An 18,331-nucleotide genomic window follows, 5' to 3' on the forward strand; every position below is an offset into this window, starting at 1 on the left:
CCCCGAAATGATCCTGGTGCTCGGGCTGGTGGGCTTCACCATGCTGATGCTGGTGCTGGAGTGGATCCGCGCCGACATGGTGGCGCTGCTGGTGGTGGTGGTGATCGGCCTCACCGGCCTGATTCCCTCCGATCGCGTGTTCAACGGCTTTGCCGGTAACGCGGTCATCGCGATCATCGCGATCATGATCATGGGCGCCGGGCTCGACCGCGCCGGCGTACTGACGCTTACCGCCAGCTTCGTGATGCGCATGGCGCGTGGCGTGGAGTCGCGACTGGGCCTGGTCATCAACCTCGTCACCAGCCTGTTCAGCGCGGTCATTCCCAGCCAGGCTCTGGCCGCCTTGATGATCCCGGTGACCAGCCGCCTCGCCGCGCGCACCGGCGTGCCGATCTCGCGGCTGCTGTTGCCGATGGCGTTCTGCATTCTCACCGCCACCAACACCACGCTGATCGCCAACTCGCCGCTGATCGTGCTCAACGACCTGGTGGCCAGCGCCAACGCCAACCTGCCCGCCGGCGCGCACACCATTCCCAAGTTCGGCCTGTTCAGCGTGACCCCGGTGGGCCTGGTGCTGGCGCTGATGGGCGTGGGCTTCTTCTATTTCTTCGGCAAGAAGCTGTTGCCCGAGCGCGAGGACGAGCGCCTCAAGGTGACGCCGGGACGCACCGAGAGTTATTTCGCCGACACCTATGGCATCGCTGGCGAAACCGCCGAGCTCACGGTGACGGCGGAAAGCCCGCTGGTGGGCATGAGCATCGGCGAGGTGGAGCAGCTCTATGGGGCGCCGCTGATCCTCGCCATCAAGAGCGGCAACGACGCACGCATGGCGCCACCGGCCGACCATGTGATCTGGGTGGGCTCCGTGCTGGGCGTGCTGGGCTCGCGCGAACAGCTCAACCAGTTCGCCAACAACCAGCTGTGCAAGCTGTCGCCGCGCATGCGCCAGCTGGGCGAGCTGTTCAACCCCACCCGCGCGGGTATTTCCGAAGCGGTGATTCCCCCGAGCTCGCGCTTCCTCAAGCAGACCGTGGGCGACCTGCGCCTGCGCAAGCGCTACGGCATTTCGGTGCTAGCAGTCACCCGTGGCGACCACGTGTACCGCGACGATGTACGTTCGGTGAGCCTGCGCGCCGGCGACACGCTGGTACTGCATTCGAGCTGGCGCGACCTGGCGCTGGCCAGCGAGGACAAGGACCTCGTCGTCGTCACCGACATCCCCAAGGAAGAGCAGCGCCCCGGCAAGATCTGGCAGGCGGTGGGCTTCTTCCTGCTGGCCAAGTGCCTGGCCCTGTTCACCCATCTCGACCTTTCGGTCGCCATGATGACCGGCGCCGTCGGCATGCTGCTCACCGGCGTGCTGAACATGGACGAGGCGTACAAGGCGATCAACTGGAAGACCATCTTCGTCACCGCCTGCCTGATTCCGCTGGGCTGGTCGATGGACGCCACCGGCGCCGCCGCGTGGCTGGCGCAGGAAGTGCTGCAGCACCTGGGCCATACCTCGCATTGGGTCCTGCAGCTGTCGCTGGCGATCCTCACGCTGCTGTTCTCGCAGGTCATGTCCAACGTCGGCGCCACCGTGATGATGGTGCCCATCGCCATCAGCGTCGCCGTCGCCACCGGCGGCAACCCATCCGCCTACGCGCTGATCGTCGCGGTATCGTCCTCCAACACCTTCCTGCTCAGCTCCGGCCATCCCGCCCTGATGATGGTGGCCGGCCCCGGCGGCTACCGCGGCAAGGATTTCCTGCGCGTGGGCCTGCCGCTTACCGGGCTGGTGCTGGTGATTACGTTGGTGGCGATCAATTTGATGTACCACTGAGGCGGAAACCAACAGTGCACGGCTAGGGCTCGCCCCTCAGATCGCGTCTCGCGTAGATCGTGTGGTGAAGACTCATGAACTGAGCCATCGACCTCAGCCATCGCTCGGACGGAAAGCGGCCGCCGATGACCAGCAGAATCAAGACGACCATCGCCAGTACGGCGCCATAAGTACGCGCCGGAAACCGCCAGACTGGCCCCATATGACGTACGTAGGCCAGGGCCGCACACCCGCCAAAAGCCAGGCCCGACAGCACCTCGGCCATCGAGTGAACGCCCAGTTCGATCCTCGACCACGCGACCCATGCAGCCAGCCCCCAACCAAGGGCGAATCCGGGCCACCGATGGGTCCGGGGGACCAACGCGCTGAACAAACAGGGCCAGATGGTGGCGGCCATGGTCGAATGGCCGCTCAGGCCAGTGAAGTCCCATGCCCTGATTCCGATGCCCCAGGCCATGTAGAGCAGCTTGCTACCCACCACGACAGCAACGATAGACAGTTGGAACAGCAGCCACGTCCCTGCAAGCCTGCGTGTTTCGGTCTTGGCGGCCAGCCATGCCGCCGTAATCAATACGCATGGCAGGAGGACCGCCAGATCACCCAGCGCGGTCAGGCGCTGCCAGATCGGAGATAGATCTCCCGTTGTCACGCGGCCGATCCATTGGCGACAAGGGGCGAGGTCTTGCGTCGTCGCGTCGCGAGCCCATCGCCCCGGGGCACATGGGAAAACCGGCAGAGCACCAGCAGCATGAACAGCAACAACCCCACCCGATGACGGAAATACGATCCATAGTCGGGCTCAAACAACGCCTGCACCAGCGTAAACGCCAGCACGGTGTGGCAGGAAAAACCCACCACGCCGGTAACGCCGGCCCTCAGATTCGCGATCAGCCTGATACTGAGCCATACCTGCAGGAACACGAACGGAGCGTATGCGGGAGAGCGGGCGAGCAAATTGAGGGGAAACATCATGGTGACGAAAGCCAGCAATCGATTCCCCAAGAAACCGGCGACATGGCCATCCGAAAGGTAATACTCGATACGACTCGCGGACACGCCCTCCAAGTAATCGGCTCGTCCCTTATTGAGCAGCTCCCAAGGCAGCCGCTTGAACAACAGCAAGACCAACAGCAAGGCGCAGCCATACACGAGGATGCCCACCCAGGCGCGACGCAACGCCATCAGGTTCACGCTGAGGACGACGGCGAACAGCAAGTAATAGGCGCGAAAATAGACACCCAGGAAGACCATGGAAGCCACATAGCAGGCAAGACCCAGCCATCCCCTGCCCGGTCGCCTGGCCCAGATAGCCAGTGGCAGCACCGAGGCCAGGAAGGTGATGAGTTCTTTGGTGACGCAGAAATAGAACGGGGCCAGCAATACCGTGGCCGCCACCAGGGAAAAAACGTTGATCCAGCCAAGCACCGGCGCATAGGTAACGATGAACCAGACCAGGACCAGGAGAAAGCTCAGCCCGAAAACGGCGTTTGTTATGAGTAAGCCGTCCTCGTACTTCGAGCCATAAGAAGACACCTGTCCCCCGAGCGCGTCGGCCAGCGCGATCCATGGACGCAACAAAAAGGCGGATGAATTGAACGAACTGCCGAACGCATCAAAACTTGGTTGACTGCGGATGATGGTCAGTCCGTCGACATAGAACTTCTCGTGCCAAAGCAGCGGCACTATCGCGGAAAAAGCCAGGGAAAGCAGGACTGCCACGAACGCCACGAGGAAGGTGGTTATCAGGCGATCGCTGGCGGTCAGTTGTCCCATCGACGTCAATCCCGCAGCAAGCGGCCATGTTGCCGCCCCGGCACAAGCGTTTCGAAGAGTTCGCGATAGGCCAGGTACAGGCGATCGATATGGAACCGCGTTTCGAAGGTGGCACGCGCATTGCCTCGCATGCGAACGAGTTCATCAAGACGCAATCGCTTCAGCGCACTGCAAAGCGCCTCCGCTTCACCGTCATACAGATAGCCATCATGGCCGTGTGAAACGATCTCGCCAAGCGCCCCCACTCGTCGCGCGAGCACGGGCGTGCCCGCGCGGAAGGCCTCTACTGCGCACAGGCCAAAGCCTTCCCACCGCGACGGCATCACCACCAGATCCGCCTCGGCATAGAGCGCGGTGATGGCCTCCCGCGCGAGCCACCCGTGACGCCTCACGTTGGACCAATCCGGAAAATCCGCCAGCCCGGCCTGCTCCACCACGCTCTCGCCCACAAGATCGAACTCGATCCCGGGACATGGACCCAGTTCTCGAATGGCTTTCGCGAGCATGTCCACCCCTTTCTGCCGATCGAACCGCCCCACGTAGAGCACCCTGATCGACCGCCGGCCGCTCGGCGGTTCCAGGCGAAATCGCCCCGTATCCTGCACCGCATTGGGTATCAGGATGCACCGAGGGGAATAGCCCATCCTCGATACCTGCCGATGTTCGTAGGACGAAATATTCACCACCGCGGATGGCAACTGCGACATCGCCCGCTCGATCATGGCCACTACGCGCCGCGACCTCTCCTTCATCTCCCGAAATACCGCCCAGCCATGGGGGCAATAAATGGTCTTTACGCCTGTTCCGAGAAACGGCGTGGCAAGACACAACGCGAAGCCGGCGAACGTGCTGTGCGCGAACACCACGTCGGCTCGTATCTCACGGCGCACGGCCACCATTCGCCTGGCAAGACCGAGGATGCCCCACAAGGATCTCCGGGCCGAATGAAGATGGAGATGCTCCGCCTCGAACTCCGCCTGCTGAGATGCGGGGATCAGATAAGAGAACCGGCAGCCCATGCGCCCGGCACCCGCATCCAACGAGGCCAGATAGGTCGCCACGCCGCCCTTGATGGTTTCCGCCACATGAAGGACGCGCAGCGGCGAAGCAGGCGCTTGCGCGATCGGTCGGCAACGATCTACCACCACGACTCACCCATTGATGGAGCCGGAAGAAGGCGCGTGTGTGGCCAGGAGATGCCACGAACGGCAACCGCAACCGCGTCGATAGTCATCGTGCGGCTCCCAGCAAGGACACCAACCGGACAGCGGCTTCCCCGTCGAAAAAATCGTGATGCCGCTGCTTGAGCCGCCGCGTTCGATCACATCGCCGCTGATGGGACGACGCATGGGTGGCGTCCTCGAGGATGGCCGCGATCACCTCCGGCCAGCCGCTGGACCAGTCGCCCTCCGTAAATCGTTCATAGGGTTCGTAGAGGCCCCTGCTACTCGCGTAGTCGGCAAGATCCGCGGCCAGGAAGTAGATCGGTCGTTCCAGCAAGGCGTAGTCAATCGCGATGGCCGAATAATCGGTGACCAGGCCGTCGAAGGCATGCAGCAACGGGGTAATGTCGCCCGCCAGGCTCGACGGCAGGAACTTGATGCAGTCCGGCCATCGCTCGGCTCCCCCGCTGTCGAGTCCGTAGCCCCATGGGTGGGAGCGGATGACGACCCATGCGTCCAATCGATCGCAGGCGCGTGCAAGTTCAGCCAGCTCCACGCCACCTGGCGCGGCTGGATCGGGCTCGCCGTCACGCCAGGTCGGTGCGTACAGCAGCAAACGGCTGGGTGATCCCGGCTCGGCCCACAGCTCGCGCAGGCGTCGCCTCGCCAGACATCGCGTTCGTGATAGATCCGGCACCTGCAGGCAGTCGCATCGGGGATCGCCGATCTTGAGGATCTTTCGGCGAGAGAGAGCAAAGGCACTTCGGAATCGGCTGGCGCACAGGTCGGACGGCACCACGTACCAGCTCGGCATACGAAAAGCAGCCTCGTATACCCTCCGCATGCACGCGCCTGCCAGGCGACCCAATAGGCCGCCGGAGACACGATAAGTGGATGGCGAGTCGAGGCTTATGAGCTTTAGCGGCGTGCCGTGCCAAAGCTGGACGATCCTGGCCCCCGGCGCCGCGGGGCGGCAGACGTCACCAAGTCCATGCGTGATGATGATCGCCGATGCGCGGATCGTCACCAGCAATCCGCGCCACGAAGCACGCGGCACGCATGTCACGCCGGCGTCGCTGGCAAGCCTCATGTCATGGGCATCCTGGGCGAGCCACACAAGGCGAAGGTCAGGTCGCCGCGCCCGCGCCGTCTCCAGCACCCGCAGGGGCCCTTCGCCGAAACCCGCTCGCCGGCCGAACACCCATAGCTTGTTGTTGCGCGGCGCCACCCGGGCCAACAACCCCACCAGCGCGTAGGCCGGGAGCAAAGCGATCTTGATGGCGTTAGCCTTGACGAAGCTGAACTTCATGACTCGACCTCGTCATTGCAGCAAACCGATGGACAAAACCCAGCACGACGATCAACTGGGTAATCGCCACGCCGATGACAGCACGCGATGCTCCCGCGCGGCTCAACACCACCATCAAGGTGACACCGACCGGACATAGCGCGAAAAAGTAGACCTTGAAGAGCCCGAAGGACTCACCCATGGCGCGGATCGACGTCCGGTAAACCACGGCAACGCCCCAAAGCGCGGGAAGCACCGAGGCCAGTTGCAAGGCCAAGGCGAATTCGCCGAAGCCCGGCCCGTAGACAAAGGAAAGCACCTTGGCGCTCATGGGCACCATGATCAATGCGAACAACGCGGTACCACCCAGGACCACCAGAGCGAGGCGATGAGTGAAAACCAGCAAATCGTGACGTCCGCCAACCCGGAACGTATCCGCCAGCAAGGGCAACAAGGCTGCAGAGGCTCCGACCAATAGCGTATTGATGGGGGCCAGCAGGTTGAGCACGGCCCGCAACCCCGCCGTCTGCCGCAGATCGCTGCCAGCGGGCATCATGAGGTAGTAGCCGTTGTTTGCAAACCAGATAAGCGCGGCAGCCGGAACCGACCACTTCGCGTACCGCCATGCCGCCTTGCCAAATGCGTTCAGTTCGCCACGCGATAATCCTTGGATCCGAAGCTCGGGAAGCAGAAATAGCAGGCACAACGAAGCACCCAGCGCCATTCCGGAAAACGGCGACGCCATCTGGCCGCTGTAGTGGTAGTCGGCAAAGGTGGTGAACAGCATCGATGCCGCATACACCAGGGTGACCGAGACCGACTTTCCAGCACTGGCGTTGCAGTAGAAGTAGATCTTGCCCGACCAAAGGCACATGCTCGAGCCGAGCGCCAGCATGAACGGCATTGAGCTGACGACATCGCCATAGCTTCCCCAAAAGCGCAAGGACTGCGACAACACGATCATGAGGATCGCCATCGCCAACGTCGGAACCAACAGGAATCCGAAACCGGCCTTCCGTTCGCCCGAGCGAGCAGCATCGTCCACGCTGTAGATCTCGCCAAGGATCGCACCATGGAGCATGTTGGCGAGCACCACGAGAGTGTAGGCAAAGGCAAAGCCGCCAAGTGCCGCGATACCGCCGTACCTCGCGACCATCACGCCAAGCAGGAAATGGGCGGCGGCCATGATCGCCTGATCGATGGCGCCCAACAGCGCACGAGAATGGATGGACATGTCTTGTCTTTGGATATCGGCTGAGGACATGAAGCCCAAGGCCTCAGTCGAAGCGCTCAACAATCGAACCGATAAGGTCCAGCGCTTTCTTCAGGTCAGCCACATGCGACCGGTCGAGAATCTTCAACATGCGCTTCAGGTCCGTACTCGATACACCTTCCGTCCGCGGCAGGTAAACGACCTCGCAATCCTCGCTCAAGTGATCGAACTTGCCCGTCCAGTCATCGCCCATGCCGAAGATGGAGACACCGTGCGTGTGGATATCCTCGACTTTCTGATCCCACGACGACTCGGGGATAGCGAGGTCAACGCAACCCACGTTCTGAAGAATCTCGATCCGCTCGGGAAAGCCGATGATGGTCTGCTTGCCCTTGCTTCGGTTGAACTCATCCGTTGAGACGCCAACGATCAGGCGGTCACCCAGGCCACGCAGGCGCTTCAGAAGGCGCAAATGGCCCACGTGAAACAGATCGAACGTGCCGTAGGTTAGAACTACTTTTGTCATCGACTCCGATATCCTTTCGCTCGACGCATGAATCAGTACGCGTTCGTTCGCTTCAACAAGACGAATGGCGTAAACAGGATGATTTTCAAATCCAGCCAGAGCGACCATTCCCTGATGTACGAGATGTCGCATTCCACACGTTGCGCCATCTTTTCGAGCGTGTCGGTTTCGCCTCGAAACCCTCTGATCTGTGCCAGGCCGGTCATCCCAGGCTTTACTCCGTGGCGCTGCATATACCCCCGCAGGCACTCGCTGAAATGATGGTTGTGCTCGACGGCGTGCGGCCTTGGCCCAACGATTGACATATTTCCCTTGAGCACATTGATGAGCTGGGGAAGTTCGTCGAGGCTGGTCGCCCGGAGGAAGCGGCCAAAGCGGGTAACACGTGAATCACCCCGCGTTGCCTGCGTCACCGCGCCGGCCTGCTCGGCATGCACCCGCATGGACCTGAATTTCCATACGTCGAACTCCTTGCCGCCCAGTCCATGGCGCTTTTGCCGGTAGATCACAGGGCCGGGCGAGCTCCACTTCACTCCGATGGCAATCGCGACCATCACCGGACCGAGCAGAAGCAAAAGCATCAGAGCAACCAGTCGATCCTCCAGCGCCTTCACCAGCCCGGCGTGCCCATCGACCCGGCTGCCCCGCAACGTGATGACGGGAACGCCGGCAAGCAGTGCGGCGTGATGATTGATCATTTCGTAGCCAAAGAAGTCCGGCACCAGGCGGACGATGGTCGGCTTGTCCAGGGTCATCTGAAGCACGCGCTGGATCATCGTCTCCGCGCGCAGCGGCAGCGCGATCCAAACCTGATCCAGCGACCACGACTCGCAACCTTCGCCCAGGCTGTCAAAGTCGCCCAGGCACGGCGCGCCCTGGATGTCCTGATGGTCATACGGCGTGCGCAGATAGCCCACCACCGTCAAACCCATCCAGGGATTTTTCCGGGCCGCGGTCACGATGCGTTGACCTGCCTGGGTGGCGCCCACAAGAAGCACGCGCCGCGCATCGATGCCGCGCGTGCGAAAACGTCCCAACGCCCAGCGCATGACAAGGCGATCGATGGACAACACGACTCCGGTGACAACGAACCAGACGGCGGCGCCCTGCCGCGAATACTCGCCCGTCGTTCTGGACGCCCACTCCAAGGCAAGCAATAGCAGCATGACAGCCAACCAAGCGGCCCACAGCCGGGCGATTTCGGCCCACGGCCTTTCGCCGCGCCAGCTGCGATACAGGCCTATCGCGGGAAAAACCAGCAAGGTGAGGAGCACGGTCCGGACCAAGCCGGCCGGATAGGGATCTCGCAAACCATAGTCGCCGGCCTGCAGCCAATGGGTAACGAAGGCCACGGCCACGATAACAAGGACATCGCTGAGTCGAAGCGCGACATCAAGCAAGGCGCCATGCTTGGACAGAAAGTGCGAGTCAACCCGCCGCTGACGGGAAAGAGATGACATGGTCAACATACGATTTACCTCATCCTTGACCGTTGTGCCGGCAATCCGCCAGGTCATATGCAGGGAGCGTCGATAGCCGCCTACCAGGACGCCGATGTCCCATTACGACCTTTATCGATGCCTTGACCGTCGCGTCAGGCGGTGCGGCTCCCGTATTCGTAGTAGCCGTAGGAGTAATAGCCGGCATTGCGGCGCTCCACGGCATTGAACACGGCGCCCTTGATCTTCACGCCGTTCTGCTCGAAGCGCTGTTTGGCGAGCGCGATCTCGCGCAGCTGATTCATGCCAAAGCGCACCACCATCAGACTTGTGCCGACGTGATGTCCAAGAATCGCCGCGTCGGTTACCGCCAGGATGGGCGGGGTATCGATGATGACGAGGTCGTAGTTCGACCGCAGGCGATCCAGCAACATCGGGAAGCTGTCGTGCATCAGCAGCTCGGATGGATTCGGCGGTACCTTTCCGCGCGGTATGAAATGAAGATTCTCGACCTGGGGAACGGCGCGAATGGCGTCATCCATCGACAGCTGACCGGATATCAACTCCGACAAACCGCCCTCGGGTCGCCCACCGATGACGGTGTGCAAGGCGCCCTTTCGCATATCGCCGTCGACGAGCAATACACGCTGCCCGCTTCCGGCGATAACCGCCGCCAGATTGGACGAGACGAAGGTCTTGCCCGCGCCCGGGCTGGCGCCGGAAATCATGAGGATATTGGTCTTGGCCTCCATTCGCGCGAAATGGAGACTGGTGCGCAAGCTGCGCAGCGCCTCGACGGCGAGATCCGCCGGCGCGTTCACCGCGAGCAGCTGCTGGCTTTCGTCATTGCGTCCACGGCGCCCTTGCAGGAAGCTCTTCTGCTCTGTGAGGCTGTTTGGAATGGAGGCGTAGACCGGCAGGCCAAGCTCTTCGAGCATGGCTGGATCCTCCAGCCCCCGGCGCAGCATTTGCCGCAGGAAGACGAAGCCGAGCGCGAACAGTGCACCGAGCCATGTGCTACCCAAGATGACCAATAGCCTTTTTGGCTTGGCCGGCATCGACGTATCCACGGCGGCGGCGTCGATCACGCGGACATTGCCCACGGTGCCGGCACGCGCTATGTCCAGCTGCTGCGCCTGATTGAGGAGGTTGACGTAGGTGGCGTTGCTGACCTCGACGTCACGGGTAAGACGAAGCAGCTCCTGCTGCGTGTCCGGCAAGTCACCCACTTGCTTGTCTATGCCGCTGCGCTGGGCCTGAAGCTCGCCGATCTGGTTGAGCAATGCCTTGTACGCCGGATGCTCAACCGTATAACGGCGCTCCATATCCGCCTGCTGCAGGCGCAACTGCTGGATGCTTGTCTCAATGGCCACGACCTGATCGAGCAGCCCCTTGGTCTGCATGGTGATGTCGACCGAATGCGCCTTGGTCTGGAAGGCGTTCAGCGCACCCTGCGCGCCATCCAGCTCTTTGCGTACCTTGGGCAACTGTTCCTTGACGAAGGCAAGGCTGTTGGCCGCTTCCGCGGAATTGCGGTCGACGTTTTGCCGAACATAGGCTCCACTGACCTGATCGAGGACCCGAGTCGCCAGCTCGGCGTCCCGGTGGTCGTAGGTGAGCTGGATGATGCCCGAATCCTTGCCCTGTTCCGCCGCGTTGATGTCGCGCTGCAGCTCGCTGATGACCGCAAGTGCACTGCGATGGACCACGCGGAATCGCGTGCCCGGATTGGCCCTTAAAGCACGCACCTGCAGGGTCACGCCATTGCCGGCGACCGCTTCACCCACCGCCCCCGCCAGCAGGCGATTGCTGCCGTCGTACAAGGTGAATGCGCCATGTTCGCCGGCTACGAGCGTCAGCGGCTCCCCCTCCAGCGAGGCGGGCACGCTCATCCTATAGATGTCCAGGCGCGAGCCGCCCCAGTCGTACCGGCCCAATCCCAGCACCGGCGTCGCCACGTCGGTGGGCTCGTCGGGCGTGAAGCGACGCGCTGCAAAACCTCCGAACAGGGGAAAGCGCAACGGCTCCACTTCGACCTGCAAATTCAGCTCATCCACCGCCTTGCCGATGACAGCGCGCGAGGTGATCAGCGCAATCTCCGTCGTCGCCTCGGAGCTGGAAGCGCCAAGGGTTTGCGAGATGGCGCTCAGGCCAGGCAGATTGGGGACTTTCTGCTCTACCTGGACGACAGCGTCAGCGCGATAGACCGGCGTTGCCAGCACGGCGTAGCCGACCCCGAGCACAAAGCACACGCCGGTGACGATACCGATCAACCAGCGGTGGTCGACCAAGGTACCAAGCAGCTCCCGCAGGTCGATTTCCTTGTCCTGTGGCGCGTTGTCTTTTGTAGCGGTCATGCCGGGAGTGCCAAATGCAAGCCCGCCATGTTGACCAAATGTCTTCTAATGCAGCATCGGCGAGCGTTGCCCACTCGCGTAAGCCTTCCCTTATGAAGCAATCAGGAAGCGGAACGCGTTAAGTAGGGCAACCAGCTGGCTACGCTTCGATCGATCACGCCATAAACATGCTCGAACGCTTCCCGGCTTTGCCCAAAGGGATCAGCGATATCCGCGCCAGCCCCCCAGTGATCGAGCAACATCACCTTGCCGCTGGCCTCCGGCGCCAGCCGCCTGACGCAGGCGACGTGATCGTGTTCCATCGCCAACACCAGATCGGCTTCACGGAGCATGGCACCGCTCAGTTGGCGCGCCCGATGCGCACCGCCATCGATGCCATGCTCGGCGAGCAGCGTTCGCGCCATGGCATCCATCGGTTTGCCCACGAGCGCACCCAGGCCCGCGCTGTGAACGCAAATACCGCGACTGGCCAGGTGATGATGAAACAGATACTCCGCCGTCGGACTGCGGCAAATGTTTCCAATGCAGACGGTCAAAATCCTTTTGAACACGGCGCTCCATGTTTTTTCGCCATAGAAACTCGCCAAGGCGCGCTGGCGATCCATCCAAACGATATCCGCTACGGCGATGGATCAGGAAAATCCGGTCTGCGCACTTATCCCGTTTTTCTGTCGTCCTTCGCCGCGCCAGCGATTTGACGCGTCGCAATTCGCCTCGCCAGCCTACAATCGCCCGATCAACGAGTCGCCGACGGCGCAGCGCCTAGCCGCGAACCCCGCCTTCTCAACGCCAGGCAACGCAGCGTCGCGACACGGACGAATTCTCATTGAATGGAGCTCATATGAAGAAGTTGCTCGCCGCAATCATGATGACGGGCCTGGCTGGATCGGCCCTCGCCCAATCCTCCACCATGACGGATGCCAACGCCCCGAAGGCCGCTGGCTCCACCGCCGCCGCCGAGGCCTCCATGGGCAGCCTGACCCCGCTCTACATTGGCGCAAGCCTGGTCGGCGCGGCGGTCATCAGCGCGGGCGTGTCCGGTGGCGGCAGCAACCATGGCAACTCGAACACGTCCCCGGGCACGGGTGGTGGCGGCAACGGCGGTACCGGTGGCACCACCGGCACCACCGGCACGCACTGAGTTTCTCCCAACGCGTTTGCCTGATCCGTGCTGGATTTATCCGGCACGGACGGTTTTTGCCCGAAGCACACAAAGCCCATCTCATGAATGTACGCCAGACCCTAGCCCTGGTCGCGGCGATCTCGCTGCTGCAAGGCTGCATCTGGTCGCCAGGTCAACACATGTCGACCAGCCGCCTGCTGCATGAAGAAGACCAAGGCAGCCGCGTCGAGCTCGTTCCCATCACGCCCAAGCTGATCGCCATGGACAAGGCAGCGGCTACAACCGCGGCGATCCCGCCGGAGCTACTCTCCTACCGGCCCGAGTCTTACCGCATTGGCGCGGGCGACACGCTGTACATCACCGTCTGGGAACACCCCGAGCTGACCTCCCCCGCCGGGCCGCAACAGCAGTCGCTGGCCAACGGTCGCCTCGTGCGCCCGGACGGCACGCTGTTCTATCCCTACGTGGGCGAGCTGAAAGTATCCAGCATGACCGTGGAAGACCTGCGCAAGGCCATCAGCGACAAGCTGGCCCGTTACGTGGAGTCGCCCCAGGTCGATGTGAACGTGATCGGTTACGGCAGCCAGCGCATCACCGTGCAGGGCGCCTTCACCAAGACCGATCCACAGCCCGTCACCACGACGCCGGTGACGCTGGCCCAAGCACTTGGTGCCGCCACCATCAACACGGAACAGGCCAATCTCTCCGGCCTGGTGCTGACCCGCGACGGCCGTGACTACCCGATCGATCTCGATGCCCTGAGCAACGGCGCGGCCATGGCGAAGGACATCTACCTGAAGCCTCGGGACCGCCTGTACCTGCCGTACAACGACCGCCAGGAAGCCTATGTGGTGGGTGAGGTGAATCGTCCGCTCGCACTCAGCTTCAAGACCACCGACATCACCCTTTCCCAGGCGCTCGGCCGCGCCGGCGGCCTGAACCAGACCACCTCCAAGGGCAAGGCCGTCTATGTGATACGTGGCATCGCGGATCTCGAAAAGAGCAAGGGCACCGTGTATCGGCTGGATGCGCGTTCGCCCGATGCCTTCATCCTCGCAGGGCAATTCAAGGTGAAGCCTGGCGACGTGGTTTTCGTGGGCCCGGCAGGCGTGACACGCTGGAACCGCTTCCTGTCCCAGTTGCTGCCGCTGACCAGCATCATCAGCAACGCAGCGAGTGCCCAGTACAACTTCGACCGCTGATGAGCCCGTACAAGCTTTTTCCGTTTCGGGTCCTGCCGATGGCATGCCGCGCATGAATCGCCTGCATGCACGAATCGCCGGCGCCATGGTCGGTTGTGCGCTGTTGGGCATCGCCGGCTGTACCGAGGTGTCGCGTGGCAGCCTCGAATCCGTACGCCTGTTATGGCGTGGAAAGCCGACGCTGGCTCCCACGGCGGAACAAGTGGCCGCCAGGCCCTTTTACCAAATGCGCGCCACCACGGCGGCTGGCGATGCCGTGCTGATCCTTGGCAACGTCGATGGGCCACGCGAATTCTGGTACGGCACCCAGGGCGTGCTGGTGGTTCTACAGCATGGCCGCGTCGTCATGACGGCGGGACTCGATCGCAATCTCGACGGCAACCGGCTGTCGTCTCCAGGTGACCCCTTCGCGACCGGCCTGCACCGGCTCGGCACGCGTCTCGCCTATGAACGTGTCGACGACTGGTCGCCCGGTTACCGCTATGGCGTTCCCGTACATGCCGTGCTGAGGCCGACAGGCAGCGCCGAGATCGACATTCTTGGAGCGAGTCGCCACACGTTGCTGATAACCGAGGAAATAACAGCCACAAGTGCCGGCTACCACGTCACCAATCGCTACTGGGTGGACCCGTCGGATGGCTTCGTGTGGATGAGCGAGCAGCACGTCATGCCGGGTTTGACGATGAAGCTCGTGCAATTGCGCCCCTATCGCGGGGGAGCGTCGTGAGGCATCTGCTCCTGCTCGCTGCCGGCGCCTTGCTGCCATCGCTTGTGTTGTGGCCGCCCGCCGCAGCGGCCACGCAGTTTTTCGCGAGCGGCGCGGTGGAACATGCCGGCGTGCATGAGCTTGCTCGACCTGCCCGGTTGAGCGACGCGGCGCTCGCCGCTGGCGTGCGGGAGGATGCCTACGTACTGGGCGCCGCCTGGCTGCGCCCGGGCCTGCGCATGGAGCAGCAACGGCAGCAGGCCGGCATCCTGTTCGACCTGGACCACGTGCGGCGGCAGGCGCTGGCGTCCGATCGCATCGCACTGGCCGAATTTTGCGCATCGCTGAGCGCGTGGTTGGGGTCCATGCCAAGTACAGGGCGACAGGCGGCTCCGCTCGATCCTCGCGTGGTCGATGTCATGCCATCGGCGAACCGTCCGGTAGCGCAGGGCGACGTCCTGTATTACCCGACACGCCCCAGCACCATCCGTATCGTCGGTGCGGTATCGCGCACCTGCGAACTGCCGCAGGTGGCGCTGCAGGATGCCCGTCGCTACCTCGATGCCTGCCCCGCCCTGCCGCTGGCCGACGCCGACTGGATCTTCGTCATCCAGCCGGACGGGCAAGTCTTTCGGCAGGGTATCGGCCTGTGGAACCGCAGCACGCCCTTGCCGCTGGCACCGGGCGCCGTGGTCTACGTGCCGCTGGGCGACCGGCTCGTGCGTGACGTGGCCCCGGACCTGAATCGCGAAATCGCCACCTTCCTGGCAACGCAGCCGCTCGCCGATCCGGAAGCGCACCCATGACGCATCACCGGACAGGACGTCCTGGCGCAAGGTCGACCCAAACGCCCAACCAGCACCCTCGCCTGGCACCGCTGCTCGGCTGCCTGTTGATCGGGTTGGCCCATGCGGACAGCGCCCCGACGCAAAGCGACTTCGGCGGCGCGGGCCTATGGCAGACACCTACCGCACGCATGGCGGAGGAAGGTGAGCTGGCGTTCACTGTCAGCAATGTGCACCCCTATGACCGCTACAACGTCTCGTTGCAGCCGCTACCCTGGCTGGAAGGCATTTTTCGTTATACCGCGATTGGCAACCGCCTCTATGGGCCCCAGGCGCTCAGTGGCCACCAGAGCTACAAGGACAAGTCCATCGACGTGAAGCTGCGCATATGGACCGAGAGTCGTTGTCTGCCGGACATCAGCATCGGCGCGCGCGACATCGGCGGCACCGGGCTTTTTTCCGGCGAGTACGTGGTCGCCAACAAACGCTTGGGACCGATCGATGCGAGCCTCGGCATGGGTTGGGGCTATGTGGGTGGACGGGGCAATATCCGGAATCCGCTATCCCTCTTCAGTGACAGGTTCGACCATCGTCCGGGCAGCTCCGGCACGGGCGACTTCAGCAGCAACCATTATTTCCGTGGCCCGGTGGCGCTGTTTGGTGGCATCGCCTACCAGACGCCGTGGAACTGGCTGGTGCTGAAGGCCGAGTACGACGGCAACAATTACCAGCACGAGTCGCAACGCAATAACCAGAAACAGAGTTCGCCGATCAACTTTGGCGCAGTGCTCCGCCCGGCTCGCAACCTCGACCTCAGTCTCGCGCTCGAGCGCGGCAATACGGTGATGTTCGGGTTCACGCTGCATGCCAACGCGGCCACCGGCACCGGCCCGGTGAAGCTGCTCGATCCGCCCCGGCCCGCGCGCAACACCGAGGCCGCTGCGCCTGCTCCCGAACAGGTCGACTGGGCCGAAGTGGCACGCAACCTGCGCGACAACGCAGGCATCCAGGTATCCACCATCACGCGCCGCGGCAGCGAGGTGATCGTCACTGGCGAACAAGAGCGTTACTACTATTCGGCCAAGGCGATGGGTCGGGCAGCGCGCGTGCTCGACAACCAGCTTGGTCCCGGCATCGACTGGTTTACCGTGGTGTCGCAGCAGGAGGGCTTGTCGACGGCTGAGACCAGCGTGCATCGCCAGCGCTTCGGGCAACTAATCGATCACGACATCGATCTCGCCGAGTTCAGTCGCAGCGTGGAACACAACGCGCCGATGCCACGCCATGAGAGCGTGCTGTATCGCGCCCCCATCGAACGGGTCGACCAATCGTTCGCCCTGAGCTATGGCCAAAACGTGGGCGGACCTGATGCGTTCCTGCTGTACCAGATCGCCGCCACCTACAACATCGACTATCACTTCACGCCTAACCTGTGGTGGAGCGGCGTGGCCAGCGTGGATCTGATCGACAACTACGAGAAGTTCAAGTACGACGCGCCCAGCCGCTTGCCGCGCGTACGCACGGATGTGCGCAGGTACATCACCCGCTCCGACCTCACCCTGCCGATCTTCCAGCTCACCGGCACGCGCCAGCTGGGCAACGACCTGTATGGCCTTGCCTATGCCGGCATGCTCGAAAGCATGTTCGGCGGCATGGGTGGCGAAGTGCTGTATCGCCCGTTCGGCGAACGCTGGGCCATCGGTACCGACGTCAACTGGGTCAGGCAGCGCGGCTACGACCAGGATTTCTCGTTCCGTGGCTATCACGTGGTCACCGGCCACGTCACCGGCTATTTCGACCTGGGCTACAAGGACGTGACGGTCGCCCTGAGCGCGGGCCGCTTCCTCGCAGGCGACTGGGGCGCCACGCTCGACGTGTCGCGCGAGTTCCGCAACGGCGTGCGCATGGGCGCCTATGCCACGCGCACCAACGTCTCGGCGCAACAGTTTGGTGAGGGCAGTTTCGACAAGGGCATCTATGTGTCGATTCCATTCGACCTGATGCTGCCCCGCTCCACCATCAGTCGCGCCACCTTCGTGTGGGACCCGCTGATCCGCGATGGCGGCGCCCGCCTCAGCAGGCGCTACAGCCTGTATTCGCTCACCAGCGACCGCGACTTCGACAATTTCAGCGGCAATCTCGACCAGATCATGCAGTGAGGCCGTCGCCCTGCGCCAGATAGACGTGCTCGCCATCCAGCCGCAACGGCACCGCGCGCAGGTGCTCGCCGCGGCAAGGGCCGCCGACGCACAGGCCATCGTCGTCGTTGAACGAGGCGCCGTGGGCGGCGCACACCAGCAGGTTGTCCTTGATCAGGAATTTGCCCGGCGCCCAGTCGAGCCGGCGGCCGGCATGCGGGCAGATATTCATGTAGGCCCGCACGCCGTCGAGGCGACGAAGCACGATCAGGTTTTCCTCGCCATCGCGCAGCACGGCATCGACGGCGATCGCACCGCCTTCGGGAATGTCATCCAGTCGGCAAAGCGCCTGGTCGGGAGCAGTTGTATCCATCGGCACTTGCCTCTTCGGCCCTAAGGCCCCATCGTTACGCTTGTAAGTCCTTGATTTTACCACACGGATTTTTAACACATGCGTTTTTCGCTACCCATGCCGCGTCGTTCCCGCCATCCGCTCATCCGTGCGCTGTCGCTCGTCATCGGGCTGGCCCTGGTGGGCGTGCTGATGGTGTTCGGTCTGGTGGTGGCCAGCGTACTGCTGGTCGGTGGCGGCCTGGTGTTTGCCGTGCGCCAATGGTCGCGTAAGCGCGCCACGATGTCTTCCGCCGGTCGCCGCGCGCATCAGCCGGAAGTGATCGAAGGCGAGTTTGTGGTGCTACACCAGACGCGTCACGCCGCTCGCTGAGTGCCGCCTGCGCTGCCGCGTAGCACAATATCCGGATAGTCGTGAGTTGGGGCCGGTACTAGGCTGGCC

General features: G+C 62.9%; 17 protein-coding genes. 7 read left to right on the top strand and 10 right to left on the bottom strand.

Annotated features, from left to right (window positions below; translation table 11 throughout):
* Nucleotides 1–7 precede the first annotated feature (7 nt).
* Nucleotides 8–1,825 carry an SLC13 family permease gene (locus MJ606_RS03000; RefSeq protein WP_243048573.1) on the top strand — a complete coding sequence of 606 codons (1,818 nt, stop codon included), beginning with the start codon at nucleotides 8–10 and terminating at the stop codon, nucleotides 1,823–1,825.
* 22 nt (nucleotides 1,826–1,847) lie between these two features.
* Here the strand turns inward: MJ606_RS03000 and MJ606_RS03005 are convergent, their stop codons facing one another.
* The 9 genes from MJ606_RS03005 to MJ606_RS03045 form a co-directional block, all read right to left on the bottom strand.
* Nucleotides 1,848–2,474 carry a phosphatase PAP2 family protein gene (locus MJ606_RS03005; protein WP_243047924.1) on the bottom strand — a complete coding sequence of 209 codons (627 nt, stop codon included), beginning with the start codon at nucleotides 2,472–2,474 and terminating at the stop codon, nucleotides 1,848–1,850.
* Nucleotides 2,471–3,598, bottom strand: a complete 1,128-nt coding sequence (locus MJ606_RS03010; RefSeq protein ID WP_243047925.1) for a hypothetical protein — start codon at nucleotides 3,596–3,598, stop codon at nucleotides 2,471–2,473. Before MJ606_RS03010 ends, MJ606_RS03005 begins: the two co-directional genes overlap by 4 nt.
* 5 nt (nucleotides 3,599–3,603) lie before the next feature.
* Nucleotides 3,604–4,746 (bottom strand): glycosyltransferase family 4 protein, encoded by a 1,143-nt coding sequence (locus MJ606_RS03015; protein WP_243047926.1) that lies wholly within the window; start codon nucleotides 4,744–4,746, stop codon nucleotides 3,604–3,606.
* Nucleotides 4,747–4,828: 82 nt separating this feature from the next.
* On the bottom strand, nucleotides 4,829–6,070 hold the full coding sequence (locus tag MJ606_RS03020; RefSeq protein WP_243047927.1) for a CDP-glycerol glycerophosphotransferase family protein: 1,242 nt from the start codon (nucleotides 6,068–6,070) through the stop codon (nucleotides 4,829–4,831).
* Entirely contained in the window at nucleotides 6,045–7,283 is a 1,239-nt protein-coding gene (locus tag MJ606_RS03025; RefSeq protein ID WP_243047928.1) for a hypothetical protein, read from the bottom strand. Before MJ606_RS03025 ends, MJ606_RS03020 begins: the two co-directional genes overlap by 26 nt.
* 43 nt (nucleotides 7,284–7,326) lie before the next feature.
* Complete coding sequence (locus MJ606_RS03030; protein ID WP_343214787.1) at nucleotides 7,327–7,896, bottom strand: adenylyltransferase/cytidyltransferase family protein; 570 nt, start codon at nucleotides 7,894–7,896, stop codon at nucleotides 7,327–7,329.
* Complete coding sequence (locus MJ606_RS03035; RefSeq protein ID WP_243047930.1) at nucleotides 7,821–9,305, bottom strand: undecaprenyl-phosphate glucose phosphotransferase; 1,485 nt, start codon at nucleotides 9,303–9,305, stop codon at nucleotides 7,821–7,823. Before MJ606_RS03035 ends, MJ606_RS03030 begins: the two co-directional genes overlap by 76 nt.
* A gap of 77 nt (nucleotides 9,306–9,382) precedes the next feature.
* On the bottom strand, nucleotides 9,383–11,584 hold the full coding sequence (locus MJ606_RS03040; RefSeq protein WP_243047931.1) for a polysaccharide biosynthesis tyrosine autokinase: 2,202 nt from the start codon (nucleotides 11,582–11,584) through the stop codon (nucleotides 9,383–9,385).
* A gap of 101 nt (nucleotides 11,585–11,685) precedes the next feature.
* A complete protein-coding gene (locus tag MJ606_RS03045; protein WP_243047932.1) occupies nucleotides 11,686–12,189 on the bottom strand; it encodes a low molecular weight protein-tyrosine-phosphatase in 504 nt (167 codons plus the stop codon).
* Nucleotides 12,190–12,425: 236 nt separating this feature from the next.
* On the opposite strand from MJ606_RS03045, the gene MJ606_RS03050 reads away from it, so the two are divergent.
* The 5 genes from MJ606_RS03050 (at nucleotide 12,426) to MJ606_RS03070 (ending at nucleotide 17,559) form a co-directional block, all read left to right on the top strand.
* The gene (locus tag MJ606_RS03050) at nucleotides 12,426–12,725 is read left to right on the top strand and encodes a hypothetical protein (RefSeq protein WP_243047933.1); all 300 of its coding nucleotides are present in this window, start codon (nucleotides 12,426–12,428) and stop codon (nucleotides 12,723–12,725) included.
* An 83-nt stretch (nucleotides 12,726–12,808) separates the two neighbouring features.
* Entirely contained in the window at nucleotides 12,809–13,909 is a 1,101-nt protein-coding gene (locus MJ606_RS03055; protein WP_243047934.1) for a polysaccharide biosynthesis/export family protein, read from the top strand.
* A gap of 52 nt (nucleotides 13,910–13,961) precedes the next feature.
* Nucleotides 13,962–14,636, top strand: a complete 675-nt coding sequence (locus MJ606_RS03060) for a YjbF family lipoprotein (protein ID WP_243047935.1) — start codon at nucleotides 13,962–13,964, stop codon at nucleotides 14,634–14,636.
* Nucleotides 14,633–15,421: a capsule biosynthesis GfcC family protein gene (locus MJ606_RS03065; RefSeq protein WP_243047936.1), complete on the top strand. Its 789-nt coding sequence runs from the start codon at nucleotides 14,633–14,635 to the stop codon at nucleotides 15,419–15,421. Before MJ606_RS03060 ends, MJ606_RS03065 begins: the two co-directional genes overlap by 4 nt.
* A complete protein-coding gene (locus tag MJ606_RS03070) occupies nucleotides 15,418–17,559 on the top strand; it encodes a YjbH domain-containing protein (protein WP_243047937.1) in 2,142 nt (713 codons plus the stop codon). The genes MJ606_RS03065 and MJ606_RS03070 overlap by 4 nt, the downstream gene beginning before the upstream one ends.
* Here the strand turns inward: MJ606_RS03070 and MJ606_RS03075 are convergent.
* The gene (locus MJ606_RS03075) at nucleotides 17,549–17,911 is read right to left on the bottom strand and encodes a Rieske (2Fe-2S) protein (RefSeq protein ID WP_243047938.1); all 363 of its coding nucleotides are present in this window, start codon (nucleotides 17,909–17,911) and stop codon (nucleotides 17,549–17,551) included. The genes MJ606_RS03070 and MJ606_RS03075 overlap by 11 nt on opposite strands.
* Nucleotides 17,912–17,989: 78 nt before the next feature.
* Between MJ606_RS03075 and MJ606_RS03080 the strand changes: the two genes are divergently transcribed.
* A complete protein-coding gene (locus tag MJ606_RS03080) occupies nucleotides 17,990–18,262 on the top strand; it encodes a hypothetical protein (RefSeq protein WP_243047939.1) in 273 nt (90 codons plus the stop codon).
* The last annotated feature ends 69 nt before the right edge of the window (nucleotides 18,263–18,331 follow it).

The sequence above is a fragment of the Dyella sp. RRB7 genome (assembly GCF_022761115.1).
Lineage (GTDB): Bacteria > Pseudomonadota > Gammaproteobacteria > Xanthomonadales > Rhodanobacteraceae > Dyella.